Annotated in this window: 18 protein-coding genes; 11 read left to right on the top strand and 7 right to left on the bottom strand. The window is 74.6% G+C overall.

The genetic code is table 11. The features are described from left to right. Positions 1-6: 6 nt before the first annotated feature. A complete protein-coding gene (locus tag FN207_RS22775; protein ID WP_221888365.1) occupies positions 7-1,209 on the top strand; it encodes a glycoside hydrolase family 6 protein in 1,203 nt (400 codons plus the stop codon). 7 nt (positions 1,210-1,216) lie between these two features. Here FN207_RS22775 and FN207_RS26545 read toward each other — a convergent pair whose 3' ends face one another. Beyond that, on the bottom strand, positions 1,217-1,387 hold the full coding sequence (locus tag FN207_RS26545) for a hypothetical protein (RefSeq protein WP_185938515.1): 171 nt from the start codon (positions 1,385-1,387) through the stop codon (positions 1,217-1,219). A gap of 178 nt (positions 1,388-1,565) precedes the next feature. On the opposite strand from FN207_RS26545, the gene FN207_RS22770 reads away from it, so the two are divergent. The 3 genes from FN207_RS22770 (at position 1,566) to FN207_RS22760 (ending at position 5,877) form a co-directional block, all read left to right on the top strand. Continuing rightward, a complete protein-coding gene (locus tag FN207_RS22770; RefSeq protein WP_142460728.1) occupies positions 1,566-2,612 on the top strand; it encodes an alpha-hydroxy acid oxidase in 1,047 nt (348 codons plus the stop codon). A gap of 2,032 nt (positions 2,613-4,644) precedes the next feature. Further along, positions 4,645-5,526, top strand: coding sequence for a glycosyltransferase family 2 protein (locus FN207_RS22765; RefSeq protein ID WP_142460727.1), 882 nt, complete (start codon positions 4,645-4,647; stop codon positions 5,524-5,526). A gap of 138 nt (positions 5,527-5,664) precedes the next feature. Next, positions 5,665-5,877 carry a hypothetical protein gene (locus tag FN207_RS22760; protein ID WP_142460726.1) on the top strand — a complete coding sequence of 71 codons (213 nt, stop codon included), beginning with the start codon at positions 5,665-5,667 and terminating at the stop codon, positions 5,875-5,877. Between the two features lie 511 nt (positions 5,878-6,388). On the opposite strand, the gene FN207_RS22755 is transcribed toward FN207_RS22760, so the two are convergent. Further along, positions 6,389-6,652, bottom strand: coding sequence for a hypothetical protein (locus tag FN207_RS22755; RefSeq protein WP_142460725.1), 264 nt, complete (start codon positions 6,650-6,652; stop codon positions 6,389-6,391). Between the two features lie 22 nt (positions 6,653-6,674). Here FN207_RS22755 and FN207_RS22750 point away from each other — a divergent pair, with 22 nt between their 5' ends. Together FN207_RS22750 and FN207_RS22745 are read left to right on the top strand one after the other, a co-directional pair. Then, positions 6,675-7,346: a glycoside hydrolase family 16 protein gene (locus FN207_RS22750; RefSeq protein WP_142460724.1), complete on the top strand. Its 672-nt coding sequence runs from the start codon at positions 6,675-6,677 to the stop codon at positions 7,344-7,346. Between the two features lie 374 nt (positions 7,347-7,720). Continuing rightward, a complete protein-coding gene (locus FN207_RS22745) occupies positions 7,721-9,487 on the top strand; it encodes a hypothetical protein (protein WP_142460723.1) in 1,767 nt (588 codons plus the stop codon). Positions 9,488-9,529: 42 nt separating this feature from the next. On the opposite strand, the gene FN207_RS22740 is transcribed toward FN207_RS22745, so the two are convergent. Further along, positions 9,530-10,291: a glycoside hydrolase family 16 protein gene (locus FN207_RS22740; protein WP_221888364.1), complete on the bottom strand. Its 762-nt coding sequence runs from the start codon at positions 10,289-10,291 to the stop codon at positions 9,530-9,532. A gap of 304 nt (positions 10,292-10,595) precedes the next feature. Between FN207_RS22740 and FN207_RS22735 the strand changes: the two genes are divergently transcribed. Further along, positions 10,596-11,861: a glycosyltransferase family 2 protein gene (locus FN207_RS22735; protein ID WP_142460722.1), complete on the top strand. Its 1,266-nt coding sequence runs from the start codon at positions 10,596-10,598 to the stop codon at positions 11,859-11,861. Here FN207_RS22735 and FN207_RS22730 read toward each other — a convergent pair. The 3 genes from FN207_RS22730 to FN207_RS22720 are packed head-to-tail and all read right to left on the bottom strand — an operon-like array spanning position 11,813 to position 14,294. Beyond that, positions 11,813-12,781, bottom strand: coding sequence for a glycosyltransferase family 2 protein (locus tag FN207_RS22730; protein WP_246066285.1), 969 nt, complete (start codon positions 12,779-12,781; stop codon positions 11,813-11,815). The genes FN207_RS22735 and FN207_RS22730 overlap by 49 nt on opposite strands. Before the next feature lie 8 nt (positions 12,782-12,789). Beyond that, a complete protein-coding gene (locus FN207_RS22725; RefSeq protein ID WP_142460721.1) occupies positions 12,790-13,383 on the bottom strand; it encodes a metal-dependent hydrolase in 594 nt (197 codons plus the stop codon). A 26-nt stretch (positions 13,384-13,409) separates the two neighbouring features. Further along, positions 13,410-14,294: a glycosyltransferase family 2 protein gene (locus FN207_RS22720; RefSeq protein ID WP_142460720.1), complete on the bottom strand. Its 885-nt coding sequence runs from the start codon at positions 14,292-14,294 to the stop codon at positions 13,410-13,412. A 557-nt stretch (positions 14,295-14,851) separates the two neighbouring features. Here FN207_RS22720 and FN207_RS22715 point away from each other — a divergent pair. Both FN207_RS22715 and FN207_RS22710 read left to right on the top strand, forming a co-directional pair. Continuing rightward, on the top strand, positions 14,852-16,405 hold the full coding sequence (locus FN207_RS22715) for a lipopolysaccharide biosynthesis protein (RefSeq protein ID WP_185938514.1): 1,554 nt from the start codon (positions 14,852-14,854) through the stop codon (positions 16,403-16,405). A 79-nt stretch (positions 16,406-16,484) separates the two neighbouring features. Then, complete coding sequence (locus FN207_RS22710) at positions 16,485-17,804, top strand: glycosyltransferase family 2 protein (protein WP_185938513.1); 1,320 nt, start codon at positions 16,485-16,487, stop codon at positions 17,802-17,804. A gap of 21 nt (positions 17,805-17,825) precedes the next feature. On the opposite strand, the gene FN207_RS22705 is transcribed toward FN207_RS22710, so the two are convergent. Next, entirely contained in the window at positions 17,826-18,788 is a 963-nt protein-coding gene (locus tag FN207_RS22705) for an alpha/beta hydrolase family protein (RefSeq protein WP_142460717.1), read from the bottom strand. A 110-nt stretch (positions 18,789-18,898) separates the two neighbouring features. Here FN207_RS22705 and FN207_RS22700 point away from each other — a divergent pair, with 110 nt between their 5' ends. Further along, complete coding sequence (locus tag FN207_RS22700; protein WP_142460716.1) at positions 18,899-21,466, top strand: alpha/beta fold hydrolase; 2,568 nt, start codon at positions 18,899-18,901, stop codon at positions 21,464-21,466. Between the two features lie 224 nt (positions 21,467-21,690). Beyond that, on the top strand, positions 21,691-21,882 hold a 192-nt coding region (locus tag FN207_RS26540), incomplete at its 3' end, for a hypothetical protein (RefSeq protein ID WP_185938512.1).

Below are 21,882 nucleotides of genomic sequence, written 5' to 3'. Positions count from 1 at the left end.
GGCCGGGTGGACGCGCCGATCCGCTCGGGGCGCCGGCGCCTGCTGTCCGTCCTCGCCGCCGCGGTGATGGCGCCCGCGCTGGTCGGCTGCACCCCGCTGGAGGACGCGCTGCAGCATCCGGCGGCGGACACCACGCAGCCCGCCGCCGCGGCCGTCGCGAGCACCCCGGCCGCGGTCCCCCCGCCGGCCCCGGCCCCGGTCGAGCCCGTCCCGGAGCCGGTGGGCGCGCCCGCGCCCGAGGCCACCACCCCCGCGCCGACGTCGGCCACCTCCGCGGCGCCCTCGCCGGAGGTGTCCGCGTCCCCGGCGGCCACCGGCGGGCCGGCCCCGATCGCCGCCGCCCCGCAGGGTGCCGTCCCGGACGGCCACCGCCCGCTCGCCGGCGACGCCCTCTTCGGCCCGAACCCCGGCGCCGCGCAGGCCGCCGTCCAGCTGCAGGGACGCGACCCGGCCGCGGCCGCGCTGCTCGCCGACATGGCCTCGGTGCCCACCGCCGTCTGGATCGGCGCCTGGAACACCGACGTGACGGCCACCGTCCGGCAGGGGATGGCCCAGGCCGCCGCGGCGGGCGCCGTCCCCGTGTTCGTCACCTACGCCATCCCCGACCTCGACTGCGGCGGCACCGGGGGTGCGGCGTCGCCGGAGGCCTACGCGAGCTGGGTCCGGGCGGTGGCCGCGGGCATCGGCACCGGCGAGGCGGTCGTGGTCGTCGAGCCGGACACGCTGGCGCAGCTGTGCGGTGACCCGGCCCAGCGGCTGGCGATGGTGCGCTCGGCGGTCGAGGTCCTCGAGGCCAACCCGGCGACGCACACCTACGTCGACGCCGGGCACTCCGCCTGGGTGCCGGCCGCGACGATGGCCGAGCGGCTGCGCGCGGCCGGCGTCGGCCGGGCCGACGGCTTCTCCCTGAACGTGTCGAACTTCGAGCCGACCGCGGACAACGTCGCCTACGGCACCGAGCTCTCCGCCGCCCTCGGTGGGGCCCACTTCGTCGTCGACACCAGCCGGAACGGCAACGGGTCCGACGGCGAGTGGTGCAACCCCTCCGGCCGGGCGCTGGGCGAGCGGCCCACCACGACCACCGGCCTGCCGCTCGTGGACGCCTTCCTCTGGATCAAGATCCCGGGTGAGTCGGACGGCACCTGCAACGGCGGGCCCTCGGCCGGCGTCTTCTGGCCCGAGTACGCCCTGGGTCTCGCGCAGAACTGACGCGGGCTCAGCCGGCGCCAGACGCCCGGGCCGTCGGCCGCAGCTCGCGGAGCGGGACGGCGGGAGCGGAGCGGGTGCCGCGGTCGGCGGCGTCGGCGTGCTGCAGGGCGCGGCCGAGGAGGACGGCGACGGACAGGCCGAGGACCAGCCACGCCACGCAGATGACGGCGATGAGCACGAGCACTCCCGACGACGGCTCGATCCCCCGGGGGCCGATCTGACCCGGCTCCCGCTTTTCCCGCCGCGCGGCCGGGCCAAACGCGCCCGTCCGCGGACCGTTCCCGCCGGTGCGGTCCGTCGTTAGGCTCCGCACCCGCGCCGGGCGGCTCCCGGTCGCGGACGACGGGGGTGGCGGCGTGCTGTCGGAGCTGGCCGACTCCCGCGAGCGGGCGCGGGCCGCGCTGCCGCGCGAGGTCTGGGACTACTACGAGGCCGGCTCCGGCGACGAGGTGACCCTCGGCGAGGCGGAGGCCGCCTGGCGGGACTTCCGCCTGCGGCCGCGGGTGCTGCAGGACGTCTCCCGCGTCGACCTCGCCACCCGGCTGCTCGGCACGGTCGCGGCCTCCCCGTTCGTCGTCGCGCCCATGGCGTTCCACGCGCTGGCGCACCCCGACGGCGAGTGCGCGACCGTGCGCGGTGCCGGCGACGCCGGGTGCCTCACCGTCGTCTCGACCCGCGCGTCGCGGACGCTGGAGGACATCGGTGCCGCCGCGACCGGCCCGTGGTGGTTCCAGGCCTACCTGATGCGCGACCGCGGGCTGACCGAGGCGCTGGTCCGGCGGGCGGCAGCCGCCGGTGCCCGCGCGGTCGTGCTCACGGTCGACACCCCGTACGTCGGCCGCAAGGGGCGGGTGTCCGGTGTCCGCATCGCCGTCCGCGACGACCAGTACCTGGTCAACCTCGCGCAGCACCTGGTGCCCGGCGCGGTGGCCCGCGAGGCCGCCGAGCAGGACCCCTCCATGACACCGGACACCATCGGCCGGCTGGCCGAGGTCTCCGGCCTGCCGGTCGTGGTCAAGGGCGTGCTCCGCGGCGACGAGGCGGCCCGCTGCGTCGAGGCCGGCGCAGCTGGCGTCGTCGTCTCCACCCACGGCGGGCGGCAGCTGGACCGGGTGGTGCCCAGCGCGCACGCGCTGCCGGACGTGCTGGAGGGCGTGGGCGGCCGCGTGCCGGTGCTGGTCGACGGCGGCATCCGCAGCGGCACCGACGCCCTCGTGGCGCTGGCGCTGGGTGCCGACGCCGTCCTCGTCGGCCGGCCGGTCCTGTGGGCGCTGGCCGCCGGTGGCGCCGAGGGGGTGCGCGAGGTGCTGCACGGCCTCGCCGAGGACCTCCGGCACGTGATGGCCGTCGCGGGCGCCGCGCGACCGGACGCCCTCGATCGGAGCATGGTCACGACAGCCTGAGCGCATCGGCCTGACAGGGCGCGCACGACGGCTTGCGCAGGCCGTCCGCGCCCGTACCATCTGCCCTCACCAGGACGTCACCGGTGCGGGGGGGCGTCGGAAGGGCTCGCGGTGCACGCTCCGGGCGAGGAACCACCGTCGGCTCCACGTGACGCCGGTCCCGACGTCACCCCGTCCGAGTCGAGGCCGCACCTGCGCTCCGTCGAGAGGCCTCCGGCGCCCACCGGCCGACCGTGTGCCTGCGGGCACGGCCGGACGGCGCACGAGCACTACCGCCGGGGCCGCGACTGCGCCCTGTGCGACTGTCCCGCCTACCGCCGGCGTCGGTGGTTCCGCCGCGTGAGCGGCTGAACGACGGCTCCTCCCGGGATCCGGACGGCCTGAGCCGCTGCTCTTCTGACCTGCGTCGACTACGGAGCGTCACACACGCCCGGAGCAGCGAGAAGTTAACGCCCGAGTCCGTGGACCGGGCACGTCCCGGCGTGGAAGGTCGCCGCGGGGTGTGCGCGCCGGGTGCGCGCCGCCTCGTCACTGCGCGACCGGCGCGCAGTGGCCGGAGGAGGCAGCGTGCTGGGGAACGGTGGACCCGCGGGAGCGTCCGGCTCCCTCACGGTGTCCGTCTCCCGCGGCGCCGACCTGCGGACCCGCCGGCTCGTCCGCGTCCTCGCGCTCCTGACGTTCCTCGCCGGTGCCTGGGTGGTCCTCGGGATCCTGTCGGGTGCCGCCCGTGCCGACGAGGCCTGGCCGGCCGCTTCCGTCGATCCGGGGACCGACGGTCACTCCCCGGTGTGGGAGGGGGCCGGCGGACACGGACTCCCCGAGGCCGCGGCCCCACCCGACGCGGCCGCGCCGCTCCCGCCGGTCACCCCGGCGGACCCACCCGCTCCCGCCCGGCCGCCCGTGAGCACGCCGGATGCGCCGCCCCTCCCGGTGACGCCTCCCACGGAGCCGGTCCTCCCGGATCCGCCGGCGCAGCCGGCCGATACCACCTCACCGGTCGTCCCACCCCCGACCGGCGGATCCACGGGCACGCCGGCCACGGGCGCGCCGACCACCGGCACGCCGACCGCCGAGGGCGCGGGTGTCACCACGCCCCCGACGGACACGGCCACCGAGGCGCCGGCGACGACCGACCCTCCGCCCAGCACCCTCCCGGAGGCCGGGGACACCGCCGTCCCGGCCTCGTCCGGCGCCGACGCCCCGGCCCCGGCCCCGGCTCCGACGGCGGCGCCGGCCGCCGAGGTGGTCCCGGACGCCCCGGTGGCCGACGAGGTCACGGAGGTCCCGGAGCCCGAGGTCACCGGTGCTGCGGATGCCGGGACGGCCGCGGCCCCGGACCACGCCGTCGCGCAGGACGTCGCTGCGCCCGCGACCTGTGGCGCCGGTGGGGACGCCGTGATGCCGGACGCGACGTCCGTCGCACCTGCGACCGACGACGGCGACGGCCGCCCGATCGCGACCCGGGCGAGCCCGTCCGACACCGTGGGGGAGGGGCGCGCCCACGTGAGCCACGGGGCCGCGAGGTCGCCGGTGCCCACCGCGGTCGGGACTCCCACGGCTGCGCCCACACCTCCGGACAGTGCTCCCCACGTCCCGCCGCCCCCGGTCCCGCCGGCTCCGCTGCCGCCCGCCCCCCTGGCCCCGACCGGTTCGTGCGGCACGGGCGCCGGCGGTGCCCAGGCCTCGGGTGGTGGCCAGCACGGTGGGTCCGCGCAGGACCTCGCCGTTCTCGGCGGGCAGCTCCCGGCGTCGTTCCCGACGGCACCCGGCCTCCCGCACGGCTCCGACGCCGGCCCGGTCACCCCCCGCGCCGCCGACCCCGGCTCGTCTCCCGACTGACGCCGGTCGCGGCGCGGTCCACCGACCCCGCCGATCCCGCGGTCGAGTCCCCGGCACCCGCCGGCACCACGTCGCGGCCCGCCTCATCCGGCGCCTCGCGCACGGCCACGTCGCTCCCGTCGTGGTCCGGCGCCCCGGACGAGGCCGCGGCCGCAGTCCCCGGAGACCAGCGCACCAGCACGAGAGCCGAGACATGACAGACACCCAGAGCTCCACGGACGTCCGCCCCCTGGCGGAGGCCGTCGTCCACCACGTCCCCATCCGTACGGCGGCGCCGCGCGTGAGCGTCGTCGTCCCGACCTACAACGAGGCGCGGAACCTGCCGCACGTCTTCGCCGGCCTCCCCGCCGGCCTGCACGAGGTGGTCGTCGTCGACGGCCGCAGTGTCGACGACACGGTCGAGGTGGCCCGGGCGCTGCGGCCCGACGTCCGCATCGTCCAGCAGACACGGCGGGGCAAGGGCAACGCCATGGCCTGCGGGTTCGCGGCCGTCACGGGCGACATCGTCGTCATGCTCGACGCCGACGGCTCGGCCGACGCGCAGGAGATCGAGCGCTTCGTCGCCGCGCTCACCGCCGGAGCGGACTTCGCCAAGGGCACCCGCTTCGCCGGCGACGGTGGCAGCAACGACATCACGGCCCTGCGCGCCTGGGGCAACCGGTGGCTCAACCGGATCGCGAACCTCCTGTTCGGCACCCGCTACACCGACCTCTGCTACGGCTACAACGCCTTCTGGACGCACTGCCTGCCGTCCCTCGACCTCGACCCCGGCACCGAGCACGGGGACGTGCGGCGCTGGGGTGACGGCTTCGAGATCGAGACGATCATCAACACCCGCATGGCCAAGGCGGGCATGCAGATCACCGAGGTGCCCAGCTACGAGCACCCGCGCCTGCACGGGACGAGCAACCTCGACACCTGGCGGGACGGGTTCCGCGTCCTGCGTGCGCTCGTCGTCGAACGCTGCAACGGGCGGGGCCGCGCCGTGCTCGCCGACGTCGACTCCCTGGCCTCGCGGCGGGGGGAGGCGACCGTGGTGGGTGGGGCACGCGGGAGCGCGAGCAGGACCGCGTGAGGCGGGTGGGATGCCCGGTGCGGGTGGTCCCGCCATCGGGTGACCCCTACTGCGCGTCACAGAGCGGTAGCAGAGAGGGAGTCGTAGGTTGACCTCGTCGGACACGCCCCCCGGGGCAGAGACGCCACGGAGGTCGTCATGCACGCCGCTCGTACCGCTCCGCCGGTCCAGACCACGGTCCGCGAGGCTCCCGCGGTGCGCGCCGTCCCCCTCGCGTCCGCCGTGACGTGCGGCTGCGGCCACGTCAGGACGGCGCACGAGCACTACCGCCGGGGCAGCGACTGCGCGCTGTGCGACTGTGCGCGCTACCGCCGCCCCCTGCTGCGCCGCCTGGGTCTGCTCGCCCGCTGACCCACGGCCGCCCGGTCCCGCCGCGGCCGCGGTGCCGTCCGTGTGACGGACCGGTCCGGGAGTGGCGGGTGTGACGAGTGTGGCGACGCGACGGGAAATCTCGCTGACGACGGTGCACGGCCGGCGGCGGACGTCAGCGCCGTCCAGCCCGGCGGCTCCCCTGCCCTGACCTGCGCCCATGACCTGCTGTTTTGGGCCGGTGACGAAACGTGGGCACGTCCTCACGAATGTCAAGCGTGTGATTCATCAAGCCCTCGCGGCCTGTATCCGGCCGCTCACACGCAGCTACTGTCCTCGCCGTGCAGCACAGAGCGCCCCGCAGCGCCCGGAAGCCCCGTAGCTCCCGCGGTCTCGTCGCCACCTCGGTCCTCGCCCTCCTCGTGGGCAGCGGGGGTGTGGTGGGCGGCCTCACCTCCGGCCAGGACTCGACGCCACAGGCCGTCGAGGTGCAGACTCCCAGCCTCAGTGAGGCGGCGCACTCGCGGTGGCTCGCCGCCCAGCGCGCCTCGCGTCAGGCGCGGCCGAGCCAGAGGAGCACCGTGAACACGGTCCCGCCCGCCCGGCCCTCGCAGTCGACGCCCGCGCCGACGACCCCGGCCCCGTCCACCGCGACCGCGTCCCCCAGCCGTCCGGCGGCCGGCAGCTCCACGTCGGCGACGGCCCCGTCCACGACGGCCCCGTCCACGACGACGCAGCGCACCACCACGCCGAGCGCCCCGGCGCCCGCTCCGTCACCGACGGTCGCTCCCGGCGGCCAGCAGGGCACCGGCGCCACCGGTTATGCCGCCTTCGACTCGGTGCAGGAGTTCACCACCCCCGTCGCCCGTGGCCAGTGGCCCGGCGACGGTCGCGGCCCGTCGGCCTACCCGCAGTACCTCAGCTACGTCGACGGGACCAGCGGCAAGTACTACCCGTCCGACGTGCTGAGCGTGCACGACGGCGTCCTGGACTGGTACTGCCACGACAGCAAGGCCGCCGCCGTGCTGCCGTTCGGCTACCAGGGTTTCACCTACGGCACCTACACCGTGCGCATGCGGACGGACAACTTCCCGCAGTACCACATCGCCTTCCTGCTCTGGCCGGTGACCGACCAGTGGACGCACGAGCTCGACGGCCCCGAGGGTGAGACGACGGACACCCATCCCTACCCGGCCGTCCTCCAGTCCGGTCCGCAGAACCCGACGTTCAACCCGGACGGCAGCCGGAAGGTGCCGCAGTCCTGGAACGACGCCGAGTTCCACGACTACACCTGGCAGTGGACCAGGGACCAGGTGCGCTTCTACCAGGACGGCGTCCTCGTCTCGACGGCTACCGGCAACATCCCGAACCAGGCGATGCGCCCGGTGCTGCAGGTCGAGTGGTCCAACCGTCTCGGTGGGGCCAGGCCCGACCCCTCGATCACCGGCCACGTGTACGTGGATGCCGTGATGTACGACGCGGACCCGAACATCGCCGTCCCGGTCGTCTGACCGATCCGGCGGTCGGCTCGTCCGCTCCCGCGCAGGCGGGCGTTCCTGACCGGGACGCCCGCCTCTCGCGTTCCCGCGACCGCGAGGTGACGCACCGTAGGCCGCTTCCGGTTCGTGGGACCATGGGCGCGAGTCCCCCGATGAGGGGAAGTCCGACGTCGTGTGCGTCACGGGCGGGGGGCGCGTGCTCGCCAGGAGACGTCGGCCACCGTGACAATCGGTGAGGACGACGGGTCCGACGAGCCGCGAAGAGGACGTATGCACAGCAGCCTGACCGTGATCACAGCCCCGACGGCGACGCCGTGAGCACGCGGATCGCGGAGGCTCCGCCCCAGCCGCCTCCTGCCTCCGGCCGTTCGCGGTCGTCCTGGTGGGTGCTCGTCGGTGCCGCGATCTGCGCCGCCCTGTGGCTGGTGTCGCTACCGGACGTCGACCTCGACCGGATGGACGGGTGGGGGCTGCTCCCTGCCCTGCCGGTGCTCTGGTACGTCAGCTTCGCCGGTGTGGTCGCGCTGTACCTGGTGGTGCTGCTGCGTCGCGCCGCCCCCGGCCGCAGCCCGATGGCTCTCCACGTCGTGCTCGTCGCCGTCCTGTACGGCACGACCTCGGCCATCTACGACGTCCCGCGCTTCCCGTACGTCTACAAGCACATCGGCGTCGTCGAGTACTTCCTGGCGAACGGCGGGGTCGACCGGTCCATCGACATCTACAACAACTTCCCCGGCTTCTTCTACCTGGCCGCCGGGTTCCACCTGGTCACGACCGTCCCGGTCGAGGACATGGCCCAGTGGGCGCAACCGGTCTTCGCGCTGCTGTTCGCCGGACTCGTGTACTGGGTGGCCGGCAGCCTGACGACGTCCCGGCGGATCCGCTACGGGACGGCGCTGCTGTTCACCCTCGGCGACTGGGTGGCGCAGAACTACTTCGCCCCTCAGGCGCTGGCCTACGTGCTGAGCCTGCTGGTCGTCGGCGGCATGCTGCGGACCGTCCCCTCGGGTGCGGCCGGCTGGCGGTGGAGGCGCTTCGCCCGTCCGCGGGATCCGCTGGCGGCCACCCCGGACGACGCGCCCCGGACGAGCGCCTTCTGGAGCTCGCGCTGGGGCGCCCTGGTGCTGGTGCTGGTCTTCGCGGTCGTCGCGGTCTCGCACCAGATGTCACCGGTCATCGTGATCGTGCAGTCGATCGTCATCGTCGTCCTGCTGCGGCCGGCCCACCCGTGGTTGCCGGTGGTGTTCGTCCTCATCGAGGTCGCCTGGCTGGCACAGGCCTGGTCGTTCCTCACCAGGAACTTCGAGCTGTTCAGCTTCGGCGGTACGGAGAACATCGACCCGCCGACCGTCGACACCACCGCCGCTCTGCCCGGGCACGCGACGGTGCTCTGGGCGGCGCCTGCCCTGATGGCGTTCGTGGCGCTCCTCGCGATGGGGTCGGTGGCCCTCGGGCTCTGGCGCAAGCAGGCCGCACACGTCCTGGTCCCGGCGCTCGTCGGTGGCATCCCCCTCGGTCTCATCCTCGGCCAGCCGTACGGCCAGGAGGCGATCTTCCGGCTGTACCTCTTCGGGCTGCCGTGGGCGTGCTTCCTGATCGCCCGCTGGCTGTTCGCCGACCGGGTGCGCCATCGCCCGGTCCGCCGGGTCGCCGCCGTCGTCGTGACCGTGGTGATGGCCGCGTTGCTGCCGCCGTCCATGTACGGCTCGGAGCTGATCGCCTGGCAGTCGCCCTCCGACGTCGCCATCGCACGGGCGTTCGAGCGAGAGGCCCCGGAGGGCTCGGTACTCGTCTCGCTGACCCCGTCGTTCCCGTCACGGCTGACCGCTGACTATCCCGCGCACCTCTCGGGGGGCACCGTCGAGAACCCCGACAACCTGGTGTCCCGGTTGGAGTTCGAGGAGGCCTCCGGTGAGCCGGCGGGGCTGGTCGAGGTCGCGCGGAACGCCTGCGCCCCTGGGGGGCCGGAGGCGCCGGTGTACCTCGCGCTCGGGCCCTCGGGTGAGCGGTTCTCGCGTCTCTACGGCCTCATCGAGCCGGAGGTCTACGAGGCGTTCGTGGCCGGACTGACCAGTTCACCGGACTTCGAGCTCGTGGAGCAGGTCGGCGACAGCCATCTGTTCCGCTGCGTCGTCGCCGTTCCCGCCGGTTGAGCCGGTGCCGCCTCCCCGGGAGCCGGGGAGGCGGCACCACGGTCACTCCATCTCGTAGATGGTGACCCAGTCGACCTCGACGTGGCCCTGCGAGTCGGCGGGGGGCTTGCCGTAGGCGGTCTCGGTCTGCAGGACCCAGTGCATCGGCGTGCTCGGGCTGCTGTCGGAGAAGCCGATCTGCTCCCCGTCGAGGTAGAAGGTCACGCCCTCGGGCGTCCACTCCGTCGTGGCGACGTGCCACTCGTCGAAGGTGGCGACCTGATCGGTCACCAGGTCGAACACGCCGGGCTGGCCGACCTGCAGGTTCGCGGCGTACATGCCGCGGTCGAGCCGGCCCTCGGGCCAGTCGATCTCGCCCTCGGCCCACTCGTCGGAGTCCGGCCAGAGCAGCCAGGCCATCTTGTAGCCCTCGACCGGATCGGCGCGGAAGCGCACCTCGAACCGGCCGTACGCGTGGCCGCCCCACTGGCCGTCCACGGTCGGGATCGGCGCCGCGACCAACGGGACGCCGTCCTCGGTGCGCAGCCACATGTCCATGACGCCGTCCTGGACGGAGATGACGTCGTTGGTGCGGTAGGTGCCCTCACCGGACGTGTCCGGCAGGTCCTCGTACCCGTCCCAGTGCTGGCCGTAGTGGGAGTCGGCGAAGAAGCCGCCGAGCGGCACGTCGCGGTCGAAGTCCTCGGTGAAGACCTGACGCCACCCGGGGAGGTCGCCGGTGGGCATCTCGTCACCCGACGGCAGGAGGGCGACGGTGCCGACGGCACCGACGACGACTGCCAGTCCGGCTGCTGCCGCGGGCACCAGCCAACGGCGGTGCCGACGACGGCCGGCGGCTTCGCCCGGCGCGGGCAGTGCGGACACGGAGCTGGTCGGGACGGACACGTGCTCCCTCTCGTCGCGTGCAGCGGCTGCACCCATCCTCCCAGAGTCGCGGGCCGCCCGGAGGCGAGAAGGGTCACCCTCTCGGGTGTGCGGCGGATCCGTCCCCGCCCGTACCGCGGGTAGCGTCATCAGCCCGGGTGCCGAGGGAGGCAGCCGACCGGAGGACGCGGGGGTACAGGGAGTGGTTCGCGGGACGGTCGCGGGAGCGGACCACGACGGACCGGTGCGGCTGTGGTGCGGCGAGCTCGAGCTGGCCGGGGGGTCCGCGGTCACGGGCGTCCGCCCCTACGCCGGTCAACCCCGGGCGCGGGTGCTGCTGCGGTTGCACGGAGATCCTGTCGGCTACGTGGACGTGCCGGCCTCCGGCGCAGGCCCAGATCCCGCCGAGGCGGCGCGCGTCGGCCAGGAGCGTTTCGCTGCCGCGATCACCGACCACCTCGCTGCGGAGGGGGCCGGCTGGACCTCCGGTGCGGTCGTCCCGCCCCCGGCGGTGGGGTGTCCGGGCCTGTTCACGTCGCACACGGAGGTCACCGTCGTCGTCTGCACCCGCGACAGGGGGCAGGCACTGGCCGAGTGCCTGGAGCGGCTGGCCGCGCTGACCCACCCGCACCTGGATCTGCTGGTGGTCGACAACGCGCCGACCGACGACAGCACCCGGCGGGTGGTCGAGGACTTCGCCGCCCGGGACCCCCGGTTCCGGTACGTCGTCGAGTCCCGGCCGGGGCTCTCCCGGGCGCGCAACCGCGGCCTCGCCGAGGCCCGGGGCGCGGTGATCGCCTACACCGACGACGACGTCGCCGTGGACCCCGGCTGGGTCCAGGGCCTGCTGCGCGGGTTCGCCCGCCGCGCGGACGTCGGCTGCGTGACCGGGCTGGTGGCCACGGCCGGCATCGACACCGGCGAGGAGGCCTACTTCGACGCCCGCGCGGCCTCCTGGTCGACCCGGTGCGAGCCCGAGCTCTACGACCTAGCCGGGAGTGCGCGGGACGACGCCCTCTACCCCTACTCGGCCGGCATCTTCGGCACCGGTGCGAACTTCGCCTTCGACACCGCGGTGCTCCGGGAGCTCGGCGGCTTCGACGAGGCGCTGGGCGCGGGCGCCCCGACCCGCGGCGGCGAGGACCTCGACGTCTTCGTGCGGGTGCTGCGGGGCGGTCGTGCGCTGGCCTACGAGCCGGCCGCGGTGGTCTGGCACCACCACCGTGCCGATCCCGCAGCGCTGCTGCGCCAGCTCTACGGCTACGGCACCGGCCTGACGGCGTACCTGACCAAGTGCCTGCTGCAGCGCGAGGTGCGCCGGGACGTCCTCCGCCGGGTCCCGCGGGGGCTCGCGCGCATGGCCCGGATCCGGCAGACCACCGACGAGCGGCTGGAGGGCGTGCGCGCGCCCCGAGGCGCACTCGCCAGCGAGGTGCGCGGCTACCTCGCCGGCCCGGCGCTCTACCTGCGGGCGCGGCGGGCGAACGCCCGGAACCGGGCCAGCGCGTAGCTGGCCGCGGTCAGGCCGAACCCCTCGATGATCGCCTCCGCGCGGGCGAGCCCCGCGAGGTCGCCGCGCAGCGCGTCGCGCAGGCCCGCCAGGACGCCCTGCGGCAGGGTCCGCCGGACGTAGGTCCGCTCGGTCTCCAGCGCGGAGTCCGACCCGGCCAGGCTGCTGACCAGCGCCTTGGACCGGCCCTCTCCCCGGCAGCGGCGGCGGAAGTAGGCGCGGCTCACCCGGTCCGGGCTGACGCCGTGCCGGCAGGTGGCCGTCGGCTCGAGGACGATGCGGGCGCCCGGGTGCGCCCGTCGGGCGCGGATGGAGAACTCGGTCTCCTCGCAGCCCGCGGCGTCCTTGCCCAGACGTCCCATGTCGGTGTCGAACTCGCCGGCCGGGTCGAAGACGTCCCGTCGGAAGCTCATGTTGGCGCCGATCGGGTTGCGGATCTCGGCGCGCGTGGTGGGCAGCCCGCGGTAGCTGCAGCCGACCACCCACAGGAACTCGTCGGGGAACCAGGACGGCCGCGGCGCCCGCCAGTCGGGGACGACGTTGCCGCCCACCCCGATGACGTCGGGCTCCCCGAAGGCGGCCAGCGTCCGCTCGACCCAGTCGGGCTCGGCGGCCGCGTCGTCGTCGAGGAACGCGACGACGTCGCCGGTGGCCACCGCCACGCCCGTGTTGCGCGCCCCGGACAGCCCGCGCGGGCCCGCGTTGGCCACGCACAGGACGCCGGGGAAGGCCGCTCGGGCCCGCTCCAGCAGCTCGGCGTTGTGGTCAGTGACGAGCACGACCTGCTCAGGCTGGCGGGTCTGTGCGGCCAGGCTGGCGAGGGCGGCCTCGATGTCCGGCCAGCGCTCCATCGTGTAGGCGCAGACGACGACGGTGACGGAGCTGGCGGTGTGGGGAGACGGGGTCGTGGTGCCGGACACCTGTCGAACTATCCAACCTGTCGACGGGGAGGGGAGCCGGGGGTCGTCCGGCCGGGTGAGGCGGCCGCGCCGGCGCCGCCCCGCCAGGCGCGGACTGCGATCACCGCGACGGCCGTCACGAGGACGGTCAGGTAGGCGGCGTGGGACACCCGGAGCGGGTCCCACAGCCACGGCCACAGTGCCGGGACGCCGGGACCGGAACCGAGGTCCCGCACCAGGTGCAGCACGACGCCCAGCGCCAGCGCGGCCAGCCGGGTGCGCTGCGCCCGCCACGCCGCGGCAGCCCCCAGGAGGACGACCACCGTGGTCACCGAGTGGCTCACCGGACGGCCACCGCCCGCGTCGACCGGGAACCCGGCGTAGAGCGGGAGGTGGTCGAGGTCGATCAGCACTGCGCCGGCCAGCGCCCAGACGACGACCTGCCGCGACCGCACGCCGGCCGCGGTCAGCAGCAGCCACGCGGTCAGGAGGTGCGCCGGCTCGTCGAGCACCGCCTCGACCGGGACGGACCACGACCGGGCGGCCAGCACGACGTCGAGCACGACGACGGCAGCCAGCGCCGCCAGGGCGCAGGCCACCGTGCGGGTCCGGGCTCCTGCCATCCCGGTCCGCGCTCCCGGTCGCCCGGTCAGGCGGAGCGGAACTCGACGACCTCGGCCTCGGTGTCGGCGGACGTGCGCGGCTGGGGCGCCAGCGCGGCGGCACCGGCCGCCGTGGCGGCCGCGGTGATCGTGGCGGGGGCGGCGGCCCGGCCCTTGCCGTTGACGCGCTCGACGGCCAGCGCGCGGAGGACCCGCAGGCCGTCGCGCCAGGTGTTGAGGTTGCTCTGCCCGTGGATGCGCTCGAACTCGAAGCTCGGCACCTCGACGATGCGCAGCTTGGCCTTGGCCACGCGGGTGTTGATCAGCGTCTCGATCTCGAACCCGTCGCCCCAGAGCCGCTCCTCCTGCCGGCGCCCGCCGGCCTCGAGCTCGAGGTGCGGCAGGCAGTGGCGCCAGAAGGCGTTGTAGCCGTAGCAGAGGTCGGTGTAGCGGGTGCCGAACAGCACGTTGGCGGCCCGGTTGAGCTGGCGGTTGCCCCACGCCCGCATCCGGGTGATGTCCGAGCTCCCGCCGCCGTTGGCGAAGCGGGTGCCCTTGGCGAAGTCCGCACCGTCGACCAGCGCGGCGACGAACCGGGGGATCTCGCGCGGGTCGGCCGAGCCGTCCGCGTCGAGCATGACCAGGATGTCGCCGGTCGCGGCGGCGAAGCCGCAGGCCATGGCGTTGCCCTTGCCGATGCGGTTCTGCATGACGATCTTGACGTCGGGACGCAGGGCGCGGGCGGTCGGGACGGTGTCGTCCACGCTGCGGCCGTCGACCACGATCACCTCGTGGACGTCCTCGGGCAGGAGGGCGAAGACGTGCGGGAGGTTCTTGGCCTCGTTGTACGTCGGGATGACCACGCTGACGCGCGGCTGCTGACGCACCTGCCCGTTCTCCTGGTGGAGGCCGAGCACGTGACGGGAGCGCATGAGGGGAGTCCTCTCGACGTGACGAGGGCCCGGTTTCGCCACTGCTCACCGCCGGACGTGAGGCGACCAGAGGAAGCCCGGCGGGTCATCGCTGCCCGTGTCTGTTCAGAGCCCTGGGTCGGCACGTGGACGACGTCGGCCCGGCTGGTTCAGCCGTTGCTCGGATCCCGAGGACTTGCGGGTCGGTGACTCTGCGTGTCCCCGACCCTCGACATTCCTACCTGCGGGGGACCGCCCTGACAACTCAGGACGGTGCCAGGTGGGCCACAGCAGGCTCCAATCGTGACGGAATGTGTTCGACCAGCGTCGGTCGGTCGAGCAATCCGGGCGTGGCTCGTCCTGGTGGTGCCTGAGGTCACAACCGATCGGGGGATGGCTGTGCCGACGGTCCGACGCTGGTCGTACTGTCACCGGGGGCTGCACCAGGGCGCCGGTGAGAACCTCCCAGGGTGGGTCGCAGAGGCACACGTCCCCGCCGACACATCGCGTCGCGACGGTTCCGCGAGACCTCCCGCGGCACGCAGCCGCGGGACCGAGCCCAGACAGGGAGTACCCACGTGCACGGTCCCGGACGCCACTCCTCTCCGGGGGACGTCGAGACCGCCGGTGCCGGCTTCGTGGCCGACGGTGGACCGGGGGCGGCGACGAGCGGGCCGACGCCCCCGCGCACCTCCCGCCTGTTCGGTCGCGACCTGCTCTACGTCGCGGTTCTGTCGCTGCAGTTGGTCAGCGCGACGGTGGTCTCCCCGGTGCTCGCGCACGTCCTGCCCCCCGACCAGTTCGGCACCCTCGCGTCCGCGATCGCCCTGCACCAGGCTCTGGTCGTCCTGGCCATCCTGGGACTGGACCAGGCGATGATCCTGCTGCGCGCGGAGACGGGCAGTGACCACACCGCGCGGTCGATCGTCGCGATCGGGCTCGTCTGCGCCACCGTCCTGACCGGGCTCGCCTTCGTCACAGAGCCGCTGTGGGGCCCGGCGATGGGCTTCCCCGACATGGACCCGATCGTCGCCATCGTCATCGGCTGGACCCCGCTGGCCTCCGGCGTGCTCATGGCCTCGGCGCTGCTCATGAGCCAGGACCGGCTGTCGGCGTTCGCGCTGGTCAATGTCATGTCGAGCATCGGTGGGCAACTGGTCGGCCTCGGTGTGCTGCTCATCGGGGACCAGCGCACGGCCGGTGCCTACGCGGTCGGCAACCTGGTCACCCTCGCAGCGACCCTGCCGGTCGCCATGGTCTTGGTCCGTCCCCGCTTCCGCGGGTTGATCGAGGTCCCGCTCGCCAGCCGGGCGCTGCGCCTGGGTCTGCCGCTCGTGGTCAGCAACACCGCCGTCTACGTGCTCAACGCCAGTGACCGGCTCGTGGTCCTGAAGATCCTGGGTCCGGAGGAGGCCGGCCGGTACCAGATCGCCTACGTGGTCGGGAACCTCGCCGTCCTGCTGCTCAGCATGGTCGATGGCGCCTGGCTGACCCGCATCGCCGAGGTGCGCGAGGACGCTGCCCGCTGGCTCGCGCTCAGCCTGGCCCGCAGCGGCCTGCTCATGCTCATGACACCGGTCATCGTCGGCATCACCCTGGCCGCGCCCCTCCTGCTCCGACTGGTCGCGCCGGCGGCGTTCCGGCCGGCGGACCTGGTCGTGGTCACGTTCCTGGTGGCTCTCTCCGGCTTTCCCGTGCTGCTCGGGGTGGCCTGGTCGATGGAGCTCATGACCCGCAAGCGGACCCGGCTGGTCGCCGCCTGCGCGATGACCGCCGCCGCCGCCAACGTGGCCCTCAACATCCTGCTCGTCCCGGTGTGGGGCATCGCCGGCGCGGCCGCGGCCACGGTCGCCGCCTTCAGCGTCGAGGCGGTCGGTTACTGGATCGTCGTGCCCCGGGGCGTCGCTGTCCCGCGGATCCGTCGGCGGCTGCTGGTCGCCGCGCTCCTCGCCGTCGCCTTCAGCGCGGCGACCCTCTGGCTCCCGGCCACCCTGACGTGGGAACTGGTTCGGTTCGGTGTCGCGGCGGCCTGCCTGCCCTGGCTGCTGCTCGCGTGGCGGCGCGCCCGGCGCACCCTCGAGGAAGGGCTCGCCCCGGTGGCGGAGGACGCGGGAGCCGCCGTCCGGACCTGACCCGGGGCGGGTGCACCCGCACGGGTGGTGTGCCCTCGGCGCCGGCCACAGTCGGCTGACCCCCGCCTATGGTCGACCGGTGGTCACGAGCACGGAGCACCAGCCCCGCGACGGCGGCGTCCAGGTCGTCCTCGCAGACGCCGAACTGCTCCCGCCCGCGCTCGACGCCCGGCGGCCGGATGGCGGGCGCTGGACCGGGGCCTGGGTCGTCGTGCGCGTCGCCGGGACCCCGGTCGGGTTGGTGGAGCTGGCCTTCGGCGGCCGCGACGTGATCCCGGCCGACGAGGTGCGTGCCCGGGTCGACGCCCTGACGCGCGAGGTCCCGCCGCGGGAGCGCCCCCAGGTGGCTGACGCCGACCTGCCCGGCGTCAGCGTCGTCGTCGCCACCGACCTCAAGCGCCCGGACCAGCTGCGGACCTGTCTGGCCGCGCTGGCCGCCGCCGACCACCCGGACGTGGAGGTCGTGCTGGTGGACAACTCCCGGGATCCGGGGGTCGCCGGGCTCGCCGAGCAGATCGCCTCCGTCCACCCCGGGGTCCGCGTGGTGCGCGAGCCGGTCCCCGGACTCTCCGCGGCCCGCAACGCGGGTGTGGCCGCCGCCCAGGGTGAGGTGGTCGCCTTCACCGACGACGACGTCCGCGTCGACCCCGGCTGGCTGCGCGCCCTCGCCACCCGGTTCGCCCTCCGGCCGGACGAGGACGCCGTCACCGGCCTCATCCTCCCGGCCGAGCTGGAGACCGATGCCCAGCTGTGGTTCGAGCGCCACTACGGCGGCTTCGGCGGCGAGCGCACCTTCACCCCGCTGACCTACCGCGGCACCGCGGTGGGGGCGCCGGTGTCCCGGCGCGCCCGCGTCACCGTGGAGGACGCGCGTGGCGGGGTGGTGCGCACCTTCGCCGTCTACGGCGCGGGGGTCGCCGGCGCCGGCGCCAACATGGCCTTCCGGGCCCGGACGTTGCGCGACCTCGGCGGCTTCGACCCGGCGCTGGGCGCCGGGACGCCGGCCCGTGGCGGCGAGGACCTCGCGGCCATCATCGGCGTGCTCTGGAGCGGTGGGTCCATCGGCTTCGAGCCCTCGGCGGTCGTCTTCCACACCCACCGCGCCGACTACGCGGCTCTCCGCGACCAGGTGGGCGGCTACGGGCTCGGGTACACCGCCATGCTCAGCGCACTGGTCCTGACCGACCCCCGGCACCTGCTGGGCCTGGCCTCGCAGCTGCCGATCGCGGCCCGCACCGTGCTGGCCCGCCGACGCGCCCCGGCCGGGGCGCCGGACCCGGCGATCGGCCCGCCGCCGCCCGCGGAGCTGTCCCGGCTGTCCCGACGAGGCGCCGTCCGCGGCCCGGCGTCCTACGTGCGCAGCCGCCGGGTGGCGCGGGAGCGGGCCGCCGGACGCTGACCCGGGCCCGGCGGCCGCCGCTCAGGGCAGCTCGTCGTCGAGGAAGCTGGCTGCGCCGTCGGCCTCCACGGCGCTGCGCATCTGCGTCAGGCCGTCGGAGTCCACCTGCAGCGCCCACTCCAGGAAGCCGGCCGAGCTCCCGGCGATGACCTGCCAGCTGTCATCGGCCGGGTCGCCGTAGGGGTCGCTGTGCGTGGCGAAGGGCGCCAGGACGAACGCCTTGCCGTTCGGGGCGTACTGGTAGAGCACCTGCGCCTGCTCGACGGGGATGGCGTCGTCGGCGCCGCCGTGGACGAACAGCATCGGCACGCCTGGCGAGACGTACGCGGAGGGCTGCTCGACGCCCAGCTCGGGGACGAGGTAGTCCAGTGGCCCACTGGCCAGGACGGTGACGGCGTCGATGCGGTCGTCGAAGCAGCAGTCGCTGACCAGCAGTGCGCTCGTGAGCCCACCCGCGGAGTGACCGGCGGCGGCGATCCGCTCGGGGTCGATCAGCCCCTCGATCTCCGAGCCCTGTGTCCGGGCGAGGTCCAGCACCTGGTCCAGGACGAAGGAGACGTCTCCCGGTTGCTGGGGGAGGTCGGTGCGGATCTCGGGCGTGCCGGTCGCGGTGAGCGGGAACCTCGGCGCGGCGACCACCATGCCCCGGGCGGCCCAGAACTCGATGAGTTCCGCGTAGTCCTCGGGGCTCGCCTTGTAGCCGTGGCTGAACACGACGAGCGGGAAGGGTCCGTCACCCTCGGTCGGATACCAGATCGTGGTGTCCAGCTCGCGGCCAGGCACCGGCCCGGAGCCGTCTCCGCCGTCGGTGGTGCGCGAGAGGTCCGAAAAGCTCACCGTGGTGCTGGTGACGTCGAGCCCGGCCGGCTCGCTGGTGGTGCTCGAGGCACCCGGTTGGCCGGAGCCGCTGTCCGAGGAGCAGCCGGTGGCGAGGACCAGCAGCGTTGACACGAGCAGCGCGGAGCCGCGCTTCCGGACACCCATGGGCCCAGTCTGCGTGACCGCCCTGTGGGTCTCGTGCGCGAGCGGGGTGTCGATCCCCACACGGGTGACCGGGATTTGTCGGAGCCCGCCGATCCGTGGATCGTGGGCCGGTGCAACGAGACGAAGCCGACGCCGCTGTGCCGGCGACCGCCCTGCCGGAGTTGACCGTGCCAGGCCCGTACACGGACGTCTGGCACCGCGTCGCCGAGGTCGCCGAGACCCTGGGTGACCACGCTGCCCTCGTCTCGACCGGCCGGGAACTGACCTACGCCGGCCTGGTGCAGCGGGTGCACGCGCTCGTGGCCGAGCTGCGCCCCGCGCTCGAGGAGGAGCGGGCCGACGGCGCGTCGTCCTCCCGGCCGGTCGGCGTCCTGGCCGAGCAGTCGGCCGACAGCGTGGCGGCGTTCCTCGCCGTCATGGCCGCCGGCCACCCCGCCGTCCTCCTCGACGTCGCCCTGCCCGAGGACCGGATCGGGCTGATCGCCGAGAGGGCGGGCGTCAGGGTGGTCCTGGCCGACTCCGCCCGCATGGCGACCGCGTCCCGCCTGAGCGGTGTGAAGGCGGTGCGTGGGCTGCTCCCGGCGACCGACGCCACCGCCGTCCCGGCGCGGACCGGCCTGGACGACGTCGCCTCGGTGATCTTCACCTCCGGGACCACTGGCGCCCCCAAGGGCGTCGTCTACACCCACCGCACCTGGTTGTCCGAGGGCGTGGTGCTGCGTGACGCGCTGCGCTGGACCCCCGGCGACCGCGTACCCGTCGTCCTGCCGGCCGCCTTCGCAGCAGGTCAGGCGGTGGTCGTCGCCGGGCTGCTCGCCGGGGTCACGCTGTGCCTGCGTGACCCGCGGGTGACCGGGATGCGGGACCTCGCGGAGTGGTTGCCGGCCGCGCGGCCGACGACGCTGCACTGCACGCCGTCGCTGCTGCGTGCCGTCGACGAGGCGTTGCCCGACGACGTCGTCCTGGAGACGCTGCGCATGGTCACCACCTGCGGCGAGAAGGTCTACGGGGAGGACGTGACGGCGTTCCGCCGGCACATGCCCTCGACCGCCAGCTTCGTCAACTGGTCGGGGTCGTCGGAGACCGCCTCCCTCACCTTCAACGAGTTGGGTCCGGGCAGTCCGGTGCCCGACGGGGTGGTGCCTGCCGGTGCCGGGGTCCCGATGCGTGAGCTGGTCCTGCTCGATCCCGAGGGGAAGCGGGTCCCGCAGGGCGCGGTCGGGCGCCTGCATGTGGACTCCGCGTACCTCTCCGCCGGTTACTGGGGCGACGTCGAGGCCACGGCCGAGGTGTTCTCGGCGCTCCCCGACGGGCGCACCCGCTTCCGCACCGGGGACAACGCGAGGGTCGGGGACGAGGGGGTCCTCCACCTCGTCGGCCGGGCGGACGACGCGGTGAAGATCCGCGGCTACCTCGTCGAGCCGGCCGAGGTCGAGGCCGCGCTCCGCTCGATGCCCGGAGTCGCCGACGCCGTCGTCCGGGGTCGGGTGCAGGACGACCGGCCCGTGCGCCTGGTGGCCTGGGTGGTGCCCGACACGGCGCAGCGGGTCCCGTCCCCCGCGGCAGTGCGCGGCGCCGTCGCCCGGCTGTTGCCCGACTACATGGTCCCGCAGGGCGTCGTGCTGCTCTCCGACCTGCCCCGGAGTGAGCGCGGCAAGGTCGATGTCCGGGCCCTGCCCGACCCGCCCGCGCGCCCGCAGCCGACGCGTCCCCGGAGCGCGACGGAGCGGCTGCTGGAGCGGGTGTGGGCGTCGATCCTGCACGTGGAGGCCGTGGGCCGGGACGAGAGCTTCACCGCGCTTGGCGGGGACTCCCTCGCGGTGGAGGAGATGCTCGCCCGGCTCCAGGAGGACCCGGGGGTCGCCCTGACCTCCGGCGACCTCGCCGAGCACCCGACGCTCGAGCGGTTCGCCCGCCTCGTGGCGACCGCCGCGGCCGGCCGGACCGCCGAGCGGGTGCCCACCCTCGTGCGACTGCGCACGAACGGACGCAAGCCGCCGGTCTTCTGCTTCGCCGGTGCGGGCGGGGAGGCCGCCTACTTCGAGGCCCTCGCCGCCGCGCTGGGACCCGACCAACCCGTCTACGCCTTTCAAGCGCGTGGGTTCGACACGCGCGCGCTGCCGGACTGGACGGTGGGCGGCGCCGCCCGTCGCGCTGTCCGGCTGGTGGAGCGGCTGGCGCCGGAGGGGCCGGTACAGCTGGTCGGCCACTCCATGGGCGGGCTGATCGCCCTGGCAACGGCGCACCGGCTGTCCGCACGAGGGCGGGACGTGGCCCTGCTGACCCTGCTCGACACCTACCTGCCGGGGGAGCGGACCAGACGCGGCATGGCACCCATGGGGCCGACCGTGGCCCCGCTACCCCGGAGGGAACTGTGGCGGACCCGTCTGCGGGTTCTCGGCGCGGGCCTGTGGTCCTTCTCGCCCGAGGAGCGCAAGGACGTCTTCCACCAGTTGGGTGCCCGGGTGGCCCGCTTCCACCGACCGGTGCCCTGGGCCGGTCACAGTCTCGTGTTCCTCTCGGACGAAAACCCCGACGACCCCGCCCGGTGGGACCAGCTGCTGATCGGCGACCACCAACTCGAACGGATGGACTGCGACCACCTCGGGTTGCTCAAGGTGCCGTGGGTGACCACGGTCGCCGAGCGCGTGGTGGCTGCCTATCCGACTGAGCCCTGAGTGCAACGAGACCTGACCGTCCCGCTTCACCGGTGCGTCATGTCCCGGTGACGGGGTGCGTGCACCTCTCCGCGCGGCCCGACACACCTCCCGTGCCGGGGATACCGTCCTGGTGGTTGTGGGCGCCGTTGCCCGCGCACGGGTTCTCAGCTCGGCCGGTCAACGGGAGGCGACATGCGCGGTCAGACGGCACAACAGGGCGTCATCCCCCGAGGTGGTCCCGGGTGCCGGTGACGATCCGGGAGGGCCATGACCCCGGCCGGGTCACGGCGGTCCCCCCGCTGCACGTGCTGACCGACGCGCAGTACCTGGCCCCGCTGGGGGGTGTGGAGCTGTGCACGGTCCAGGACAGCGTGGCCCTCGCCGGGCGCGGGCACCGGGTCGACGTCGTCTACGGCTCCGACGGCTCGTTGCGG

Origin of the sequence: Geodermatophilus aquaeductus (assembly GCF_900182545.1) — a bacterium.
GTDB classification, from domain to species: domain Bacteria; phylum Actinomycetota; class Actinomycetes; order Mycobacteriales; family Geodermatophilaceae; genus Geodermatophilus; species Geodermatophilus aquaeductus.
This window is presented reverse-complemented; position numbering and strand designations above follow the sequence as displayed.